The organism is Actinomycetota bacterium, assembly GCA_030684515.1.
Classification (GTDB): Bacteria; Actinomycetota; Actinomycetes; order S36-B12; family S36-B12; genus UBA11398.
Genome location: JAUXVJ010000021.1, coordinates 1 through 19930, shown reverse-complemented (window position 1 = coordinate 19930; position 19930 = coordinate 1). Strand labels below are relative to the sequence as shown.

General features: G+C 60.6%; 15 protein-coding genes. 13 read left to right on the top strand and 2 right to left on the bottom strand.

The genetic code is table 11. The features are described 5' to 3' along the window. Positions 1-25: 25 nt before the first annotated feature. Both Q8M73_08665 and lnt read left to right on the top strand, forming a co-directional pair. Positions 26-1597 (top strand): cytochrome c biogenesis protein ResB, encoded by a 1572-nt coding sequence (locus Q8M73_08665; protein MDP2288618.1) that lies wholly within the window; start codon positions 26-28, stop codon positions 1595-1597. A gap of 229 nt (positions 1598-1826) precedes the next feature. Beyond that, entirely contained in the window at positions 1827-3281 is a 1455-nt protein-coding gene (gene lnt / locus Q8M73_08660) for an apolipoprotein N-acyltransferase (GenBank protein MDP2288617.1), read from the top strand. 354 nt (positions 3282-3635) lie between these two features. Here lnt and Q8M73_08655 read toward each other — a convergent pair whose 3' ends face one another. Next, positions 3636-3935, bottom strand: coding sequence for a DsbA family protein (locus Q8M73_08655; GenBank protein ID MDP2288616.1), 300 nt, complete (start codon positions 3933-3935; stop codon positions 3636-3638). Between the two features lie 240 nt (positions 3936-4175). On the opposite strand from Q8M73_08655, the gene Q8M73_08650 reads away from it, so the two are divergent. From Q8M73_08650 to Q8M73_08605, 10 genes are all read left to right on the top strand, one after another. Beyond that, a complete protein-coding gene (locus Q8M73_08650) occupies positions 4176-4583 on the top strand; it encodes a metalloregulator ArsR/SmtB family transcription factor (protein ID MDP2288615.1) in 408 nt (135 codons plus the stop codon). Next, positions 4580-6541: a heavy metal translocating P-type ATPase gene (locus tag Q8M73_08645; protein MDP2288614.1), complete on the top strand. Its 1962-nt coding sequence runs from the start codon at positions 4580-4582 to the stop codon at positions 6539-6541. Before Q8M73_08650 ends, Q8M73_08645 begins: the two co-directional genes overlap by 4 nt. Positions 6542-6672: 131 nt before the next feature. Then, positions 6673-7209: a signal peptidase II gene (lspA, locus tag Q8M73_08640; GenBank protein ID MDP2288613.1), complete on the top strand. Its 537-nt coding sequence runs from the start codon at positions 6673-6675 to the stop codon at positions 7207-7209. 665 nt (positions 7210-7874) lie between these two features. Beyond that, positions 7875-8465, top strand: a complete 591-nt coding sequence (locus Q8M73_08635; GenBank protein ID MDP2288612.1) for an NlpC/P60 family protein — start codon at positions 7875-7877, stop codon at positions 8463-8465. An 89-nt stretch (positions 8466-8554) separates the two neighbouring features. Next, positions 8555-8827: a hypothetical protein gene (locus Q8M73_08630; protein MDP2288611.1), complete on the top strand. Its 273-nt coding sequence runs from the start codon at positions 8555-8557 to the stop codon at positions 8825-8827. Between the two features lie 27 nt (positions 8828-8854). After that, on the top strand, positions 8855-10252 hold the full coding sequence (locus Q8M73_08625; protein MDP2288610.1) for a hypothetical protein: 1398 nt from the start codon (positions 8855-8857) through the stop codon (positions 10250-10252). A gap of 43 nt (positions 10253-10295) precedes the next feature. Then, on the top strand, positions 10296-11774 hold the full coding sequence (locus Q8M73_08620; GenBank protein ID MDP2288609.1) for a hypothetical protein: 1479 nt from the start codon (positions 10296-10298) through the stop codon (positions 11772-11774). A 125-nt stretch (positions 11775-11899) separates the two neighbouring features. Continuing rightward, positions 11900-13201, top strand: coding sequence for an ATP-binding protein (locus Q8M73_08615; protein MDP2288608.1), 1302 nt, complete (start codon positions 11900-11902; stop codon positions 13199-13201). Continuing rightward, complete coding sequence (locus Q8M73_08610) at positions 13198-14994, top strand: TraM recognition domain-containing protein (protein MDP2288607.1); 1797 nt, start codon at positions 13198-13200, stop codon at positions 14992-14994. Before Q8M73_08615 ends, Q8M73_08610 begins: the two co-directional genes overlap by 4 nt. A gap of 34 nt (positions 14995-15028) precedes the next feature. Continuing rightward, positions 15029-15535: a hypothetical protein gene (locus Q8M73_08605; protein ID MDP2288606.1), complete on the top strand. Its 507-nt coding sequence runs from the start codon at positions 15029-15031 to the stop codon at positions 15533-15535. Here the strand turns inward: Q8M73_08605 and Q8M73_08600 are convergent. Further along, positions 15508-18642 (bottom strand): AAA family ATPase, encoded by a 3135-nt coding sequence (locus Q8M73_08600; GenBank protein ID MDP2288605.1) that lies wholly within the window; start codon positions 18640-18642, stop codon positions 15508-15510. The two genes, Q8M73_08605 and Q8M73_08600, sit on opposite strands and share 28 nt — an antisense overlap. Positions 18643-19083: 441 nt before the next feature. On the opposite strand from Q8M73_08600, the gene Q8M73_08595 reads away from it, so the two are divergent. Further along, positions 19084-19425: a hypothetical protein gene (locus tag Q8M73_08595; GenBank protein MDP2288604.1), complete on the top strand. Its 342-nt coding sequence runs from the start codon at positions 19084-19086 to the stop codon at positions 19423-19425. Positions 19426-19930: the final 505 nt, after the last annotated feature.

Here is a 19930-nt window from a genome sequence, read left to right as displayed (position 1 = left end):
GGTACGACGGAACTGCGTCTAGCGAATGAATCGCTCTGCGCTTCCACCAATAAGCAATGCGGGGCTGCTGCGCTGGGCTTGGCGGCAACTCACCAGCATGAAGACGGCGTTGATCCTGCTGTTCCTCCTCGCTTTGGCAAGCGTGCCCGGTTCCCTATTGCCTCAGCGAGGCATCGACCCGATCAAGGTCAGGGCATTCATATCCGAAAATCCGACATGGGGTCCGATTCTGGATCGCCTCGGATTCTTCGAGGTCTATTCCTCGCCGTGGTTCTCCGCCGTCTACTTGCTTCTGTTCTTGTCACTCATTGGGTGCGTCATCCCTCGTGTCGGCGTGCACTTCCGCGCGATGCGCAGCGCGCCCCCACCTGCCCCTCGCATGCTGCAACGACTTTCAGGGACACGGACGCTCGAAGCGACCGCATCGACGGCTGACATGCTGCAGACAGCCGAAGCCGCGCTACGTGCAGGACGCTGGCGCGTGGTCACGGGACCCGCAGACGAACCCCGATGGGTATCCGCAGAAAAGGGCTACCTCCGCGAAACCGGCAACCTCATCTTTCATCTCTCACTACTGGTCCTACTGGTCTCGATTGGGCTCAGTGGGCTCTTCGGCTGGAAGGGCAACGTCATCGTCCGCGAAGGTTCGGGCTTCTCCAACACACTGACTCAATACGACGCCTGGGGAGGCGGTCGTTTCGTCAATGCCGAAAACCTGCCGCCCTTCTCGTTCACTCTTGAACAGTTCACAGCAGACTTCGAGCGAGGCAAAGTCGAACGCGGCTCACCGAGAGCATTCGAGGCCGACATTTCCTTTCAGGCAGCCCCATCGGAGCCGCTTCAGGAAACGTTGATAGAGGTCAACGAACCTCTGGAGATCAACAGGGCCAAAGTGTTTCTCGTAGGCCACGGCTACGCACCAGTCATAAAGGTGATCGACCGAACAGGCGCCACCGTGTTCAACGACGCCGTGCCCTTTCTGCCTCAAGATGGGGCCTTCACGTCTACCGGCGTCGTGAAGATCCCCGACTCCAAGCCTCAACTAGGGATCCAAGGTTTGTTCCTGCCGACTGCAGCTTTGGATGCAGTGCGGGGGCCGTACTCAAGCTTTCCAGCTCCTGACGATCCCGCCGTATTCATGTCTGCTTGGAAGGGCGATCTCGGTCTGGACTCTGGAGCGCCCCAGAGCGTCTACCGTCTCGTGAAGGACCAGATGACGCAAATAGGCCTGAAGCAACTGAAGCTTGGCCAAACGTGGGAACTCCCGGATAGCTCAGGCGCCGTGAGCTTCGAGGGCTACCAGCGCTGGGCCTCCTTCCAAATCGCCTTCGATCCGGGCAAGGAAATCGCGTTGTTCTCGGCAGTGACAGCGATGTTGGGCCTGTCGATGTCCCTGTTCATTCGTCGGCGACGGGTATGGGTGAAGGTCGTTCAGAGGGATGGCGTTTCGCTCATCCAGCTTGCCGGAATCATGCGCACCTCCACTTTCGAGGATAAGGATATCGGCGTACTTGCTGAAGACCTTGACCTTGTCGAGCAGGCCCTGGAATCCGCCGGCCATGCGCACTCGCCAGATGCATCCGAGGAGGAAACGTGAAACCAGAGACAATGGCACAGCTGAGTAGTTGCTGTCCATGCTCGCCCTCCCGTGTGCCTTCGCGCTCAGACAGTAGCGAAATTCCTCGGTGTCGAAAGATTCGTTGGACTGACCTATTCGGCGCAACGACAATCGACCTGACATTGCCAAGACTCGCAAACGTCTGGTGAACCCACGCCTCGCCCTTTTGCTGTTACGCCCTCTCGCCGCTTTGGGCGGGGGCTTAGCGATGGCATGTGCGTTTCCACCACTTGCTTGGTGGTGGATCGCACCAATCGCGGTCTTGCTTTGCGTTCTCTCTACTCGCAGGGTCCGACCAGTATGGGCTGCGACTTATGGAGCAATTGCAGGAGCGGCGTTCTTCGGTCCGCTCCTCTTTTGGATGAGTGTGGTCGGCGTTGATGCCTGGATTTCACTCACTGCTATCTGCACTGCATGGTGGATAGGTCTATTCGTCGCCCAATCATTTGCTCAAAGGTGTGTCTGGTGGCCAGTCGTTGTTCCCGCGTTATGGGTCGCCAGTGAGGCCATCCGCGGAGCCATACCACTGGGTGGATTCCCATGGGGCCGGTTGGCCTTCTCACAAGCCGGCGGCCCGCTGTTGCCCCTGAATTCAATCGTTGGTCCGGCCGGCGTTGCCTATACCTTGGCTTTTGTCGCTTGTGCCGTTGTGTACTTGCTCCTCGACGGACGCAGTGGAGCGCCTTTGGCGCATACGATCGTTGTGGCCATTGGCGCTGTGTCGCTGTCCATGCTGTTGGCATTTGGCTATGTCGCGATGAATGCTGTTGGCACCGAAGATCAGGTCACTATTGCTGTCGTACAGGGCGGCGTGCCCGGGTCCGGTCTGTCAGCAATGGGCGAAAAACGGGCTGTCCTGGCAAATCATGCGCAAATCACGCGCACCGCGTTGCGCTCGCGTTCCGATATTGACTTCGTCGCATGGCCAGAGAACTCCTCGGACATCGATCCGTTTAGGGATCCCTTGGCCAGACGTCAGATCGACGAAGCAGTTCGCACGGTCGGGAAGCCAATTCTCGTCGGCGCTGTTGTCGATGCGCCCAATGACCCATCACGTGTAGCAAACTCCGGAATCGTTTGGGACCCAGAAACCGGTCCAGGCGCGAGATACGTTAAGCGTCATCCCGTGCCGTTTGGCGAGTTCATCCCTTTCCGCCAGCTTCTTGGGAGTCTCCTCGATCGATTTCGACTCGTGCCACGTGACTTCATTGCGGGTGACGTTCCAGGAGTACTTGAAATCGCGGGCACCACGGTGGGTGACGTCATCTGCTTCGAAGTGGCCTACGACTCAATCGTGCGAGATGTGGTCATCGCAGGCGCGGAGATAATTGTCGTGCAAACGAACAACGCCACTTACGCGGGCACCGCCCAATTGGAGCAGCAGGTCGCAATGTCACAAGTCCGCGCTGTTGAGCATGGGCGATCGGTAGTCGTGGCTGCGACGAGTGGCATCAGCGCAGTGATCAATCCGAATGGCTCGATCCGATCAAGCATTGCGGCGAACGAATCCGGAGTGATTGTCGAACGCATGGCGTTGTCCAATCAACAGACGGTGGCCACATCATGGGCTCCTCGCATCGAATGGCTCCTTGTGGGCATCGCCGTGGCACCCTTTGCTTGTGTCGGTCTGTCGCGATTGCGCCTACAGCGCAGTCGGACCTAAGTAATACGAGCTGAGCAGCCAATCGATCTTCGACAGGCCAAAGTCTGGAGTTCGTTGTCTAGGGCAGGTGGCGGCCAAGCCATTGCAGAGCGGGCCCCAGAACCCGAACATGATGGAGCTGGTGCTCAATGACGAACTCCCGACCTTGATCCACGAAGCCGCGAACGAAAGCGCCCAAAGAGTTCAAATTCTCGTCGTGCGCCTGGCGAGCGCGTTTACTCAGGAAACGAGCGCAACCAAAGCATACGGTGGCTTCGGGACGGCTCCCAAGATGAACGAGTTGGCTATCTGGGTAAGCATGGCCACAGCACCAGCACTGCGGACCTACGCCGTACGAGTCATTCGCCCCTACCATCATCGAAGTAGGGCCGCGAGTTGCTCGACAGTGGGTGACCCGCGCATACCCTCCGGTGTGTTGTAGATCCTGCAGGCCAGCCCTGGCAAGGACCCGGGAGTGCAAAACGGGTCCTTGCCGTTGATGAGGATCGTGGGTGAGCCAGTGAAGCCCAGGCGTTGAGCGGCTTCAAGTGATTCGACCTTCTCAAGAACGATGTCTACCTTTTCATGCGCGGTGGCATCGAGCGCTTCTCGCAGAGCTGCTTGAGCCGTGTGCCAGTTGGGACATCCGTCGAAGAACCGCAAAGTCACGCGCACCCAACGATGGTCGCATAAGCAGTGGAGCGAACAAAGCTAGGACGGTGTTGAACGCAACCACATCGCGCGTGCCAACTGTTTTGACTTACCGAGTAGCGCTGCTGTGGGGCGTCAACATGCAATGTCTGAAGTCGGCACATTTCGTTGAAGAATTCCAACTCGAAGCCGCCATCTTGCGAGGTACCGGATGCCTCGCAATGGTGATGAATCGTCCAATGATGGTATCATCGCTACATGACGATGATACCTGTGGCGTTTGATGCGCTTCCCGAGTTTGATGCGCCGTCGAGGGAAGACAGTTCATTGGCTGTCGCAGCTGCGTTGTTTCGTAGTTTCGGCGACCCTGCCCGGCTCACGATCGTGAGTCATCTTGCGCTTGGGGAGCACAACGTGCGTGATCTGACCGGGCACCTAGGACTGGCGCAGTCGACGGTGTCGGCGCACTTACGCTGCCTGTTGGAATGCGGCATGGTCACCGTACGTGTGCAAGGACGGGCCTCGATGTATTCCTTGAAGGCTGATGCGCAGATCTTGGACCTCCTTAGCTCCGCCGAGCGACTACTTGCGGTCACTGGTAATGCCGTCACCTTGTGCCCGCGCTATGGCCCCATCGCAAACTTGAACGCGCAGTCGCAGGCACAGCTATGAGCCAGGCATGCGGTTGCGGCGGCGACGAACCGCATCGCCCCGAGGATGGAGATGACCACGCGCCGGAGAAGCTCTGGCAAGTCACCGAAATCAGGTTCGCCGCCGTATCCGGCTTGCTCCTCCTGGGAGCATGGATAAACAGTCTCGTTGACGGCGCATCGTGGATCGTCCACCTTCTTGAGGCACTGGCGCTGCTCGCGGGCGCCTACACGTTCGTGCCTTCAACGCTGCGGCGCCTTGTCAAGGGCAAGATCGGCGTGGGTACGTTGATGACGATTGCGGCAGTCGGTGCCGTCCTGTTGGGCGAGATCGGCGAAGCAGCGATGCTCGCCTTCTTGTTCTCAATTAGTGAAGGCCTGGAAGAGTACTCCGTGGCGCGGACTCGGCACGGTCTGCGCGCGCTGCTGAACCTAGTGCCAGACGAGGCGACCGTTATCCGTGACGGTGTCGAGTTGGTGATCAACTCGGGTGAACTGCGCGTCGGCGATTCGATGCTGGTGAAGCCCGGGGAACGGCTAGCCAGTGACGGGATCATCCGCGCCGGTCGCACGGCTTTGGACGTGTCGGCGATAACCGGTGAGTCCGTGCCGGTCGAAGCAGCCGAGGGCGACGAGGTATTCGCCGGGTCCATCAACGGCACCGGCACTCTGACAGTTGGCGTCACCGCGTCGGCGGAGGACAACTCACTGGCCAGGATCGTGAAGATCGTCGAAGAGGAGCAAACCCGCAAGGGAGCCAGTCAACGCTTGGCAGACACCATCGCCAAGCCGCTAGTGCCGGCGGTGATGGCTATGGCTGCCCTCATAGCGATCGTTGGGAGCATCGCTGGCGATCCGCAATTGTGGATCGAGCGGGCCTTGGTGGTGCTCGTGGCAGCCTCGCCCTGCGCCTTGGCCATTGCGGTACCAGTCACTGTGTTCGCCGCGATCGGCGCTGCCAGCAAAATGGGCGTACTGATCAAGGGCGGCGCAGCACTAGAAACTTTGGGAACTATTCGTACCGTTGCGCTGGATAAAACCGGCACGCTCACCCGCAACCGGCCTGAGGTCATCGAAGTCGTCGCGACCGGCGACGCCACTTCTGAGCAGGTCATTGACGTCGCTGCTGCTTTGGAGTCGCGTAGTGAGCACCCACTCGCGCGGGCGATCCTCGCCTCGGCTGCGACCGTGCGCCCAGCCAACGAAGTTACGGCGGTGCCAGGAGCCGGAATCACCGGCGTACGTGATGGTCACAAACTGCGACTAGGACGACCCGGATGGATCGAATCCGAGCACCTGGGCGATGTCATCCACCGTATGCAACACGAAGGTGCCACTGCAGTGTTGGTCGAAAGCGACGGACAACTAATCGGCGCCATCGCCGTGCGCGACGAGCTCCGACCAGAAAGCGCAGATGTCATCGCGACACTCAGACGCGACGGATACCAAATCGCCATGCTTACTGGGGACAACCTCGCCACCGCGACGGCTTTGGCCCGTGAAGCGGGAATCGACATCGTCCACGCGGACCTGCGACCAGAGGACAAAGCTGCAGCAGTGCGGCAGTTCACCGCCCAGAATCCAACGGCGATGGTAGGCGACGGCGTCAACGATGCCCCGGCACTAGCCACCGCAAACCTCGGCATCGCGATGGGGGCCATGGGCACCGACGTCGCCATCGAAACGGCCGACGTCGCCCTCATGGGCGAAGATCTTCGGCACCTGCCTCAAGTATTTGCGCACGCCAGACGCGCGCGAAGAATCATGCTGCAGAACGTAGGCCTCTCCCTTGCCCTGATCACAATCCTGATCCCCATCGCGTTGTTCGGTGTCCTGGGCCTTGCCGCCGTCGTGCTGGCACACGAACTCGCCGAAGTCGTGGTCATCGCCAACGGCGTACGAGCAGGCAGAGCACGCGAATTGACTCCTAGGCAAGCAACGACACCGTCGGCCCAACTAGCCCCAAGATCGCACCAATGACACCCCGCGCGGAAAATCACAGCCCCTCGTGGCTTGCCCGGCTAACTGGTCGATGGATTTCAGACTTTCGAAGCCACTTCGCAGCTCAGCGTTCGTCACAGACAAGATTGGGCCCGCGAATTGCCTTGATCTTGGCCGTCGCTGGGATCGCCATACTGGCGGACTGGACAATAAAGACGCTCGTCGTCGAGGGCCTCAGTAACGGCTCCTCAATCGACCTGAGGTTCATCAATATCAAACTCGCCTACAACCCTGGTATCGCATTCAGCCTCGGATCGTGGCTGCCGCCGATAGTGGTCACTATAGGCACAGGCATCATCATCAGTGGCGGTTTCATACTACTTGTCCTGCGCGCCCGAACTCTGAACGCAGTCTCAACTGCCGGCGCAGCCCTGTTGCTAGGTGGAGCTCTAGGCAATTTCATCGATCGACTCGACGGGCAAGGCGTTGTTGACTACTTCCACACCGGTTGGTTCGCAACATTCAACCTCGCCGACGCACTCATCACTGTGGGCGTCGTACTTTTGGCCGTCGGACTGTTCACGAATGGCCCTAGACAAACGAAATGGGCAACTGACTCCAGTGATCACGATGCAATGCATCGCCCGCGGGCTACAGACACAATCATCGGCGTTGATGGGCGCGACGATTCCGCGACGAGCAATTGAGAGACTAGTGAAGTGTGGACCTGCAACGCTCGACCTTCCGGCTTAAAGTCACACGGGCTGGATCCACTGGAGCCCGAGGGAATGGCTGACCGTCTCGCTGAATAGTCGAGTTGCACTGATCCTCGCCAACCCTCATAGGGTGCTTGCGATGTCTCACCCGACTCACCCTGAATGGAGCATCTAGGAACGAGCCCGCCACGCCGATGGCTTGGCCCAAGTGCAAGGCAGCCATGCATACCCAATAGCTGCGACATCTTTGAATAGCACTCCGTGGCCAGCACCAAGGCGGCTGACGCTCACGACTGACAAGGGAGTGTCCACGCCCAGCGGGCATAGACAAGCGCTTGTCAGTACTGCCTCCGCAGCCACGAGTACCTTGGTCTAGCGAGGCTCCGTGCTCAAGAGACCCCAAGTGATGAGCGTGGCGATTGCGATCCCGCAGGAGATGATCTTATGGCGTTCCCATCATCTTCACTGATAACTAGTAATCGCAACCGTGCCGTTCATTCGAAGAATTGGGCGAGATGCCGAGACTTCTTTGAGATTCGCAAGGGAACCTGACCAACAATTGCAATGCACCGACCAACCGCGCGCCGTTGACTCAGAGTGAAGCATTCCGGGTTGCACACTTTGAACCAAGAATGATGAAGCGAGTCTTCATCGTCATGGGCATCTGTTTTATCTTGGTTTCTTTACCCGCTGGATGCACGCTTGTCTTGGCTGCGGCTGGCGGTGCCATTACCGCCGCGAGCGTTGACCCTGACTGCTTATCGGAAACCACTTCGGATCGTTCGTCCTGTGCTCCGGATTTCTCCGATTCTGGAGGTGCCGCGATCTCTGGGCGGGATCCAGACATCGTCCCCGGCCCCGATCCACTCGCGACCACAGCCGTCCAAGCGGCAATCGACGCTGTTAGCCGACATGGACGCTACATCGCAGAGGGCAACGGTCCGGTGGACTTTGACTGCTCGGGTTTGACTGCATTCGCGTGGCGAGCAGCGGGAGTGTCCATCGTGGATTACTCGTACACGCAGTGGAACCACACCCGACGCATCCCCCGTGAGTTACTCGCGCCGGGTGATTTGGTGTTCTGGTTCGGCGAAGAGGTCCACCATGTTGCAATCGTCGTAGCGGTGACTGGCGCGCGCGTGCAGATCGCGGAGGCGGCGAATCCTGATGTCGGTGTTCGCATTCGTGATCTTGGGGATTCTTGGGATCAGGCGTACCTGACTGGATACGGGCGTGTGATCCGTTGACCTACTGGAACGCGAGGAACCAATCGATTTGGCGCCGTTGACGCAGTTGAAAGGGATTCGCCTTTTCTCTGATTCGTTTGGAGTAGCTCATGTCGACAGCTGCTGTCGTACCCGCTCTGGTGATGCCGTACGAGACGTTCATGAATGATCTTGCCAAGAGCATCCAGGTTTACGGAACAGCGATTGCTACGATCGTGTTGATCGTATGTGCGTTTGGCTACATGGGGGCCAAAGGCATCAGCCCCCACAATGCGTCGCGCTGGATGGGCGGCATGTTCGCTGCCTTGTTTGCCGCGTTGGTGTGCGTCGGCGCACCGGCGGTTGTGGGCATTGTTCAGGGCTGGGCAGCGACTGCCGCGTAGCGGCCGACGCACACCAGGAACGCTGATATGAATCCGTTTGTCGACAACGTCTTCGGAGGATTATTCTCGGCCGTTGACCCGCTGGGCATGATCCTGCGCACGTTAATGACGCTGCTGTCTGACTCGTTGGCGCAATTGACGACTGGCATGTACGCCCAGTTGTTTCAAATCACCACAGTGGATTTCAGTACCGAAGCGGTTGGCAGCATTTGGCGCATCACCACAGGCCTGTCGGTTGGGTTGGCGACGATCCTGCTGATCATTTCGGCATTCAGGTCGATGCTGGCCCAATCAAATAGCCACCTCCTTCAGGCATTTCCTGGCGTTGTGCTGGCGATCCTGGGACCGCAAGCCGCCGCCATTCTTCTGCCGATGCTGTCCGCGGGGTTCACGTCACTTGCCGAATCCATTGTCCAAACCGCGACTCCGGACCTTGCGCAATCGATGCGACTGCTCGCCGGGGTCGGTTCAAATCCCATCTACGAAGGCTTGGGCCTGATGGCTCCGCTGATCGCCGCAATGCTGCTGTTCGGCATGAGCGCGGTGTTCTTCGTTCTGCTCTTTTGCATGGCCGGCGCCGTTGTGCTGTTTGTGCTGTCGCCGTTCGCATTTGCCGGATTCGTCATGGCACCAACCAGAGTGTGGTTCAAGAAATGGGCCACCGCCATGTTCGCACTGCTGTTCGCGAAAGTCCCTATTGCCATCCTCCTGGCCCTATCGGTGTCATTGTTCGCGAACTCCCAGCACGCAGGTACCGCTCAGTCGTACGTCAACGCCGGAGCCGGGTTGATCCTTGGCATGGGCGCGCTCTTGTCACCCATGCTGGCCTATGGGCTGTTCTCGTTTATGGGCACGATGGCAACCCGCCCGTCAGGTGTACCTGGTAGCCCGAGCCGCGCTGCCAACAGCGGGTATTACGGCATGCAAATGGGGCGCGCTGGCGTCAACGGCACCAGATCCGCGGTCAACAAGCTGCGCAGCCCCGGTGGAGGTACGACCGGATCAGACTCCAATGGCGGCGCTGCTAGTCCGACTCCCGGGCCGCACGAGCCATCAGCCACGCAACGCGCCGCTGGCGCCCAAGTCGGGCCTGCAAGCGGTGGCGTGCCATTGCCAGTTGGGGCCACAGTTCCCCCGGCACCGGTTGGCGCTTCAACTGCGACCTCAGCTGCTAGTGGTAGCGCGGCCGCAGCCGGGGCTGCTGGTGGAGTTGGTGCATCGACCGCAGGCACCGCCGCTGCGGCAGGCGCAGCTACCGGTGGAGTAGGGGCCGCCGTGGTTGCCGGTGCAGCGGTCGCAAAGCAGGCAGGCGACAAAGCTGCGAGCCAGGTGAAGTCCACCGCCGAGGGGCTCACTTCGTCCGAAACCGATCCACCCGCAAGCCCTAGCGCGTTCGGATCCGCAGACGACCACCGCGTCGACTAACACCCTCCCCTTGCTTGCTTCCTACTAATGTGTTGGAGTCCTGATGCCCACTGCTGTCGTTGAAGGCCACGATGTGACGGCCGCATTCCCCCGCCGACCTCGACCCGGCATCGTCATGGGCTTGCGCCCAGGCCAAGTTGCGCTGTTCGCTTTCACTGTCCTCACCGTGGTCCTCGCACTGTTCACCAGCGCCTTCCCTGGCTTGTTTCGCGGTCTGGCTCTGGGTGTCGCGATCACGGCCGTGGTGCTGGCAATCTCCACCATCGAAGGCAAACCCGGCTACTTGTGGATGGCCACTCGAACCTCACACACAATCCGTGCGATGCGCGGCCACACCACCCTGGCGCGACCAGTGCACGTCGGATCACTTGGACGCCACAAGCACATCGAACACGGCATCGGATTGCTGCCTGGCCGGTCAGTGAGCATCCAGCTGCACGAGCTGGATCATGTCGGCTACCTCTACCACCCCCACCAAGGCACCCTGACCGGGATAATCGAAGTCACCAGCCCCGAGTTTCTGCTACGCGACCCCGCCGATCGCAATGCACGCGTGGCCGGGTGGGGCCGAGTGCTCGCTGCGGCCACCCGCACCGGTGCGATCCGACAAGTCCAACTGCTGGAGCGGTCGATCCCCGACGACGGATCAGACCTCGCCGCCTACACCGACGCCCACCTCTCGCGCGAACCAGAACAACTCACCCTCGCCGACGCGTACCGCGATCTCGTCGGCGACTTACGCGGCGGCGCGGACCGGCATCAAACCTTCATCGCTATCACCGTGGACCGAACCGCCGCATCGTCGCGAATCAAATCCGCTGGCGGAAAGATCAACGGACTGATTGCCACATGGCGTCAGGAATACGCCCTCGTCCAACGACTCCTACCGTCCGCGGGGCTGGACGTCGTCGCCGAATTGTCGCCCGCGCGGATCGCGGAAGTGATCCGTACAGGCTTCGACCCCCACGCAATCGCGCTATCCAATGCCGGCAGCGGTCTCGCGAACGCTGGACCGACAGCGGGCCGTGAAGAGTGGGACCACTTGCGCACCGACGGCGCGTTCCATGCTGTGCTGTGGGTCGCCGAATGGCCCAACGGACACGTCGCGGCCGACGTACTGTGGCCGGTCATCTTCCCCTCCGGGGTGAACCGGACGTTGAGCATTTTCTACCAGCCATTCACCCGTGCGCAGTCCGAAAGTGCGATCCGAGCCAAGCACTCCGAAATCGTGCAGAGCTCCTGGTTGAAGGACAAGCTGGGCCGCATCGAAACCTTGACCGATTCCAAGGAACTCGATGACGTCCTAGCCCGGGAGGCTGAACTCCTGCAAGGCCACGGCGAAGTCGCGATCCTTGGCATGGTCACCGTCACCGCAACCACTCGTGACGAACTCGAAGCCGCCGTCGCCACCGTGCACGCCGCAGCAACCCAAGCATCCCTTGATCTGCGCCGCGTGTACGGGCAGCAGCTACAAGCATTCACCGCTGCAGCTCTGCCACTGGGTATCGAAGTGGTGTCATGAACAGCCACGACAAAAGTCGACGTGAGCTCGACTCTTCAGTGTCGTGGACCAGTCCCGGTGCACCCGCTGCGGGAAGGTCGCATCAAGGACGCGACGGCACAAGGTTCGCACTCCCCGGGTTGCGAGTGTCCACGGCGACAGCATCGGTGGCATATCCGTTCCTTGCCCAAGCACCGCTCACCCATAAAGGCACGTTCCTGGGCACGAACCTTGGAACGGGGGCACCTTTCTGCTTTAGCCCGTTCGAGTTGTATCGCGACGGGCTGATCACGAATCCGAACATTCTGGTGGCCGGTGAGATCGGCTCGGGCAAAACCAATACCACCTGCGCCTTGACGCTTCGATCCATTCCGCTGGGCTACAAGGTCGCGGCCGTGGATGCGAAATCTGACTGGGCAAGGTTCGCCTGCAGCTATGGCGGCACCGCCATCAGCTTGGGACCTGGTCGCGGCAATCGACTCAACCCGCTGGACGTCTCGGATGCGTTGCTGCGTGCTCGCATTGATGCCGAAGGCAACCCCATCGACGCGCAAGCGCTGGCGAAGTCCGCCCAACTGCGACTCCTGGAGGGGTTGATTGAGATTCGCCTCGAGCGGTCACTGCACGTCGATGAAAAGACCGCGGTCGCTCTAGCACTCGAACAGGCACTCCACACCACCGGCGGTGCACCGATCTTGTCCGACATCGCCACAGCCCTACGCGATCCCGACCCTCTCCTGGCGCGAGAGATCGCACGCACGGTTCAGGAGATGCTCGACGCGGGCAATCAAGCCCGTTGGGCATTCGATGGGCTGCTGTCCACCGTCGCTAAGGATCTGTTCGACGGCCCATCCACAACAAGGTTCGATTCAACCGCGTCCATCGTGGCAATCGACCTGTCTGATCTCTACAACGACAACACACACTTGTCGATCGCGTTCACGTGCGCATCAGCTTGGATGGAGGCCGCCTTGTCCACTCCGGGCAATGGGCAGCGATTCGCCGTGTACGACGAGGCGTGGCGAGTGCTGTCCCATGCGCACGGCGCGATCGACAGGCTCCAACAGCAATTCAGGCTCGCACGCTCATGGGGACTGTCTAACGTGCTGGTCCTGCACAACTTGCGCGACACCCTCAACGTCGGTGACGCCGGCAGCGCGGAACGCAACAAAGCCGAATCCCTCCTAGCGCTGGCTGGCACGAAAGTGATCGGATACCAGCCCGCGAAAGAGCTCCCCGCCACCGCAGCTGCGCTAGATCTGACCACTGCCGAGGCGGAGGTAATAGGCAATGCCTCGCGGGGGGAGTTCCTCGTCAAACTCCAAACCACCCTGGGGGTGCGCTCCTACCGGGTCCGAGTGGATTTGCATCCGTACGAACTTCACTGGTGGGACACCACCGCCGGCATGCAGGCCAACACACAGGCGCCTACCGAAGACGCCGCGTGAGGGCGCGCAGTGCGCCTGGTGGTGGGTCGTTCGCGATCGAGAAGGCCGTCATAGTTGCTTTGGCCGCCTTCACAGTCGTGTTCGTTCTCATCCATGTCACCGCAATGGGCATCGCGACAGTGATGGGCCTCGCGCCGCCAACGTTTTCTCCCGCACGTGCCCTTGGAGTCGTTCGGTTGCAGCCATACGCCACCGGCATCCAGCCCGGAATACACCTGCTACTCATCGGCATCACGCTGATCTGTGTACTCGAAGCGATGCGCCGGCTCATTCGCTTGAATGCGAACCGGGCAGCCTCCATCGCGCAGCGTGCCATCGCGTTCGACGCCCGAGCCGGTTGGGCAACCGCCGCAGCTATCCGGATGTCCGCATCAGTCAAGCAGCTCATGACGCAGGCGTCACTACTGCGACCACAGTTGACTCACCCTCAACCAGCCGATGTCGGCTACCTGCTGGGCACCAGCAAAGGCCAACCAGTGTGGGCATCAGTGGAGCGCAGCATCCTGGTCATTGGTCCGCCCGGTTCCGGTAAGGGCCTGCATATTGCGATCAATGCAATCCTGGACGCACCAGGCACGGTGATCACCACCAGCACCAAACCCGACAACTTGAAAGCGACCCTCACCCAGCGAGCCAAGCGCGGGCTGGTCGGTGCGTTTGATCCGCAAGGGATGCTCGGGCCACACTTTGAGCACTTGGTTGCCTGGGATGCAGTCGCCGGGTGCGAAGACCCGATGCGCGCCGCAACCCGCGCTGAGGCACTGGCATCCAACACTGGTATCGGGGAAGCAAGCGACAACCGGATCTGGCGCGGCCACGCGAAAACGGTCATTGAATGCGTCTTGCACGCCGCCGCTCTCCAAGGTCACGGCATTGAAACTGCGTACAGGTGGATGCAAACCGAACACGCATTGGAGACTCCACTGGAGATTTTGGAGCGTCACCCGGATGCCTGTCTGACCTGGGATGACCGCCTACGCGGCATCGCGAAGAATCCCGACCCGAGGTTCGTCGGGTCGGTGATGAGCGTCGTTGCATCGGCAATCGCTGCCCTGGCCTTGCCGACGGTCCGTACGGCACTGACTCCGTCAGCAACGAGACCGGCAGTTACAGCTGAACAACTCCTCAATAAAACCGGCACCCTCTATTGCCTGGGCACCGACCGTGGCGCGGCCGCGGCAGCAGGGCTCGTGTCCGCGTTAATTGAGGACGTCGCGTACGTCGCCCGGATCACTGCAGCCCGTTCGCCGGGTGGGCGGGTCGATCCGCCGGTGTTGTTTCTGCTGGATGAGTGCGCCAACGTTGCACCTATTCCGTCATTGCCGGCATTGTTGGCTGACGGCCGCGGACAGAACCTCACGGTCATTCCCATCTTCCAAGCCCTCGCACAGGTCCGTTCCCGCTACGGAGACCAAGACGCATCCACCGTGTTCTCGGCCAGTCAGATCAAACTCATCCTGGGTGGAGCAGATAACGCGGACGACTGCCGGGACCTGTCCGCGTTGATTGGGGAACGCGACGACTGGTACTCCACCACCTCCCGTTCAGCCAATGCGCTTGGGCTCGATGCAAATGCGTCAACGAGTACCTCGCTGCGCAAAGTCCCGATCCTTCCCCCCGATGCGATCCGATCAATACCCTTCGGTTCCGCAGTCATGCTGCTTTCACAGGCTGATGCGTTCCCGCTGCGCATGCGCCGCTGGACTGCCCGACCCGATGGCGACCTCATCGTCCGCCAACAGCAAGCACTTGAGGATGCGATCCTGCGCGCCAACCAAGGGTTGCATCCATGAGCTGCCAAACCAGCACCATTGTTGGGTGCGAGGCATGACGATCCAATCCCCCATCGAGCACACCATGCGCACCCCGATCGAAACCGTGCGGGCTCTCCAGGCGCTCAAAGACAGGCAAATCCAGGACCACGCCCGCCCAGGTGAGGGACATCCAACCGAGCCAGGTGGTCCGGTGAATTGGCATGCGATGAACGACGACGAGTACGAGGAATCCTGGGGCGCGCTGTGTGACTTCCTGGCGTGGGCGCTGCCGCACTGGAACTTCACCACCGACCAGGTTCCCCACTTGTGCTGGTGGCAGCATCCCGACATAGTCGAGGAGTTCACTGCATGGTGGGGGCTATGGCAGGCATGCGTCCGCAACCCTGCAGCCGGAATCGCAGAGCAGACAAGTTTTCAAGAGCGCACCTTCGCGCTGAAACAGCGCCTCGATCACACCTACCGGGGGCGCTGTCGGCAATCGCACCAGCCGTCGGCAACTCTGGAGATCGCGTTACCAGACCTTCAGCAGGGTCAGGCGATACCCATCCCCGAGCGCTGACGCTCAATCTCCGGCAGCATGCGCAGCGGCAATGGTGTCCCCATTGCGGCGTGCGCGCTGACGCTCTCAGAGAACCCGCGGCGCTGCATCCGCTCGGCCGTCATCGCGATCACCGCATCGCGGCGTGCATCAGGACCAGCAGCCATCAAGGTTGCCAACTGTTCTCCTTCGGCGATGTCAGCAATGTTGACGACGGCCAGGACGTCATCGCGGTGTCGAGTGAAGGCAACGTAGGCGCTCGAAAGGTCGCGATCAGGCCCGACATCGATGACCAGGGAGTTCACCGTTTGGCCCTGAAGTTTGTGCGTGGTCATGGCATATCCAAGACGGCTGTTGCGAATGACCTGGGTCGGCGTCAGTTGGCCCGTGCGCAACTCTCCCGCGTCGGCGTACTGGAGTTGGATGCCCTTGTCGTCCACGTGCGTGACGAGTGCACGGGTGCCATTGGTCAAGGATCGACCGGCACCGCGAGCGATGTTCTTGATGATCACGATCTGATCCCCCACTGCCAGGGTTCGCTGCCGCCCGCGGTCAACGAACGTGCGGTCGGGGCCGGTGATCCAACCGCGGCGGCGTGCTTCATTTCGTGCCAGGTGGTTGAGGATCTCGACTTGATCGTTGCGATCCGATTCAAGCCCGGTGGAGCTCAGCCGCTCCATCGCCGTCACGCAAGAGCCGGCCCGCATTGCCCAGGCGGAGACCAAGACTCTTTCGGCCTCTGTCTGGCTTCCCACCACAATGAGTTGGCCGGCATCGGCGAGGCGCATGAGTGCCTGCTCTGCGTTGCCATCGCGAAGAAATACAGCGCATTCGCGGCCAACACTGGTGCGCTGACGCAGGTTTTGGGTCAGTTCCGCACCAGGACGGGTGTCATGAAACTGTCGAAATAGCCCCGAGGGACCAACGGGTTGGAGCTGGCGGTGATCACCGATCAGCGTCACCGTGATGTGCTGGTCTGCGGTCCATTCAAGGATGGTGGCCATGTCCGTTGCCGGGATCATCGAGGCTTCATCGATCACCAGATGGTCCATTGTGGGGATCGCGAATCGCGCGCGGATGCGCTCGGCTCGCGCCCGATCCCTCACCATTCCTGATCCAGCTAGCCGGTCCATTTCTACCCGCACTGGGTGCTGTGGATCGCTGGCAAAGTCGATCCGCATCGTCAGCCACGTCACCGTCCCGGCCTGCACATTCGCCGTGTCCCGTAAGGCTTGTGCAGCGATCGCCGCAACGCACACACCGAACACCCGCTGGCCCTTGGACGCCAGGACAGTTCGGGCGGCGTCGATGGCGGTTGTTTTGCCTGATCCCGCCGCGCCAACGACCGTGGAAACCCGGTCAGATCCCGACGTCATCTGCCGAAACAACGCCGCCTGCCCCGGCGTGAAATCCCGTCCCTCAGCCGCCCAGCCACTGTCTTGGCGAAACACCTCCAACGCCGAATCCGCATCTAATGGGTCAAGTCGGTGAGTGTTGTCATCGAAGCCAGCGGTGAATGCTTCACACGCCCGCCGCTCGGCATCGGCGACTCGGTTGGACGCGTGCCGACGTGCTCCCACGCGACCACGGGCTTGGGTCGAACCGGTGGTGAATTCGCGTCCGATGACGGTGCCAACCATGTCGACCATCTGCTGCTCGGACCATTGGTGCGGAGCAAAACACCGCACCGCCGCTTCGATACGGGCCGTGATTTCGGCGCCCTTGTTCTCACAGACCACCTGCTCAACGATGCGAGCCCACGTGTCCTCATCCCACGCACCCGGCTGAGTATCAAGGGGGCTGACAGATGCATCGAACGCAATCTTGAGGTTCACGTTCGCATCGCGAGCGCGGTCGATCATGCGGGCACGAACCGCACCCCAGGACAACGTTTCCTCACCTTTCGTGCGGGTGATTTTGCGCTTGGCACGCGAATCCAGCACCTGCAATCGTGGGCGACTCACACCCGCTGGCTCATCATCCAGCGCCTCGCGGATCTCCGATCGGACTAAGGCCTGCGCCTGGGAAAAGAAATCCATGATCGCTGGATCGGCACCCGCGACTTCCCACTGCTTTGCTTCCAGATCAAACTCCCACCCGGTCACCAGCCCCCGCTGCGTGGAAAGAGCGCGGAGTCGACGCTCGAATTCGGCTTGGAACCACCACGAATGATTCACCAGATCCGAACCACCCGTGGCGATCGTCCGCTCGACCCCGTCCACGCACAGCACCCGGTTCGGGATCATCACGTGACCATGCAGATGCGGATCCAGCTCACGCGAATACGACTCAAGGCTCACCGTCGCGGCATAACCCATGCCCTTGATAGGCGCCGCCTTTTGCCCATCGCCCTCATGCCCGGTACGTCCGTGCGCGACGCGACGCATCAGCTCATCAGTGGCATCTGTAACAGCGTCATGCACAGCGCCAAGCCACCGCGAACGCGTGTCCGGATCAGCGACAAAGGCAGCCACGCTGAATGACTTCGGGCAGGTCAACGTCAGCTCATATCCGGCATTTCCGGTCACCGTCATCTGCTGCGATTGCTCCATCACCTGCTCCCAAATCGACCGACCAAGCGGCTCATCCGGCATAGTCAAGTCGATCGGCTTTCCGCCGAACTCTTGCGGCTCACCCGCATTCTCAAGGCCACGGTGATGAGCTCCCAAACGCAGCATCACCTCGGCTCGTTCAAGACGAAATGGTGGCGGATCGACTTCGCGGCCTTGTGCTCGCCACGTCTCGTGGCGTTCCCACGCGTGCTCGTTCGAACGAAGCAGAGATTCCGCGGTGCGGATGGCAACCGTGGCATTTCGACGCTCTGCAGACTTCAAAAGTGATCGAAGTTGAGCGGCAAGATTACGTCCAGTCCACACATCTACGAGTTCGATAGTGGCCTGTGCGGCTGCTTCCCGCAGTACAGATGCATAAGGTTCCGCTGCGATTCTGGCGTGACGGTTTCGCTCCTTTTGCACGCGAATTCGCTCCCCGGTTTGCCGGTCAATTCCGAACATCGCGTCACGCACAACCGGCCCATCAGCCGCTGTGACTCGCTCCCCCGGACGGTAAGCCAATCGCTCCGCCGTGGCCCCCGAACCAAGGAACCAGACCTCACGAGAATCAACCATTCTATCTCCAAGTCGATAGTCGACTTGGGCCTCTTGAACCTGCTTAGACATCGACTTCCTCGGCGAAATCCCAGCCAATCGGTAACCCACTTGTGCCGCCAAATCGGACCCATTGGCGAGCATTTGGCAGTGGCCGCTGCGCGCCACTTCAGTCCTTCGATCCAGCGCTCTGCGCGGAGGGGGGCATCGGGATGCCAGCCCGGGAGGTGTTCTCGTGGTTCTTGCTTGTGTGCTTGTCATCGTTGGGGATTACCTGTGGGTGAGTCATGGTCTGTGTCATGTCAGTGGTGACTTCCTTTGTCGTGTGATGAGCGTGATGAGCGTGCCTTGGGATTGGAGGCTTTGTTGCTGGTGTTCTCCACGGGATTTCCCCCGCCGTACCGCGCAAGTAACCGCTCGCCCAACCTGCGAGATCGCGCGATACCAAGAAGCTGGAAACCGTTGAACGAGGTGACCGGCTTTACGCCGACGCATGACCGAGAGGACGCCGAAGTGGGCAACGAGTTTCTGACCGCATCCGTGGACGCAGCGAAGGACCTTGAATCAGCGCAAGCCCGCCACGCGCAACTGGTCCATCGGTCTGATCAAAAACTCGAGGCAGCCCAGTCGCGTCGTGATGCCGAAGTTGCGTCAGCTAGACAAGTGGAAGCCAGAGCGTGGAAGCGGTTGATGTCTGTCCCAGGAATGACAGCCGCGACGGCAGCACGCATTGGCAATTCGACTTCCAACAAGGTCAACGAGTGGATCGCCCTAGCCGATAGCGACATCGAATCATGCAACTGACTCCACGGACATTGGCACTCACAATCGGTGCTTGCCTGGCGGGCGGGGTGATTCTCGGAACGGCAACGACCTTTGCACCTAATTTGGGATCATCCAGTCCAGGGTCAGGCGCCACACAGTTCGACGCGCAAGCTCTCGGCGATACTCGCGTGAGTTTTCCATCCCCCTCGTCGCCAGTGACAACATCAGCTGGAAATCCTGCTGATGTGCAAGGGTCAGCCCCAGCCGCCCCATCAGGTGCGCCACAAAGGGCCTCCGCAAGCCCGATGCCATCCTCGATCTCGACCGCGCCAACCCTGGCTGGTGCCGCGGGCTCGGACATACCAACTGCATCTGCCCGAACTCTTCAGCCACCCATACAACCGAAACCCGCGTTCACTGAGCAATCTCGATCAGCGCGCCAACAACACCCGATCGTCAAAGCAAGATCGCCGGCTAATACACCCACGCCGCTCAACGGATGGGCTCCCTCAGATCTTCACCAAGGCATCAACGATGTGTCTGC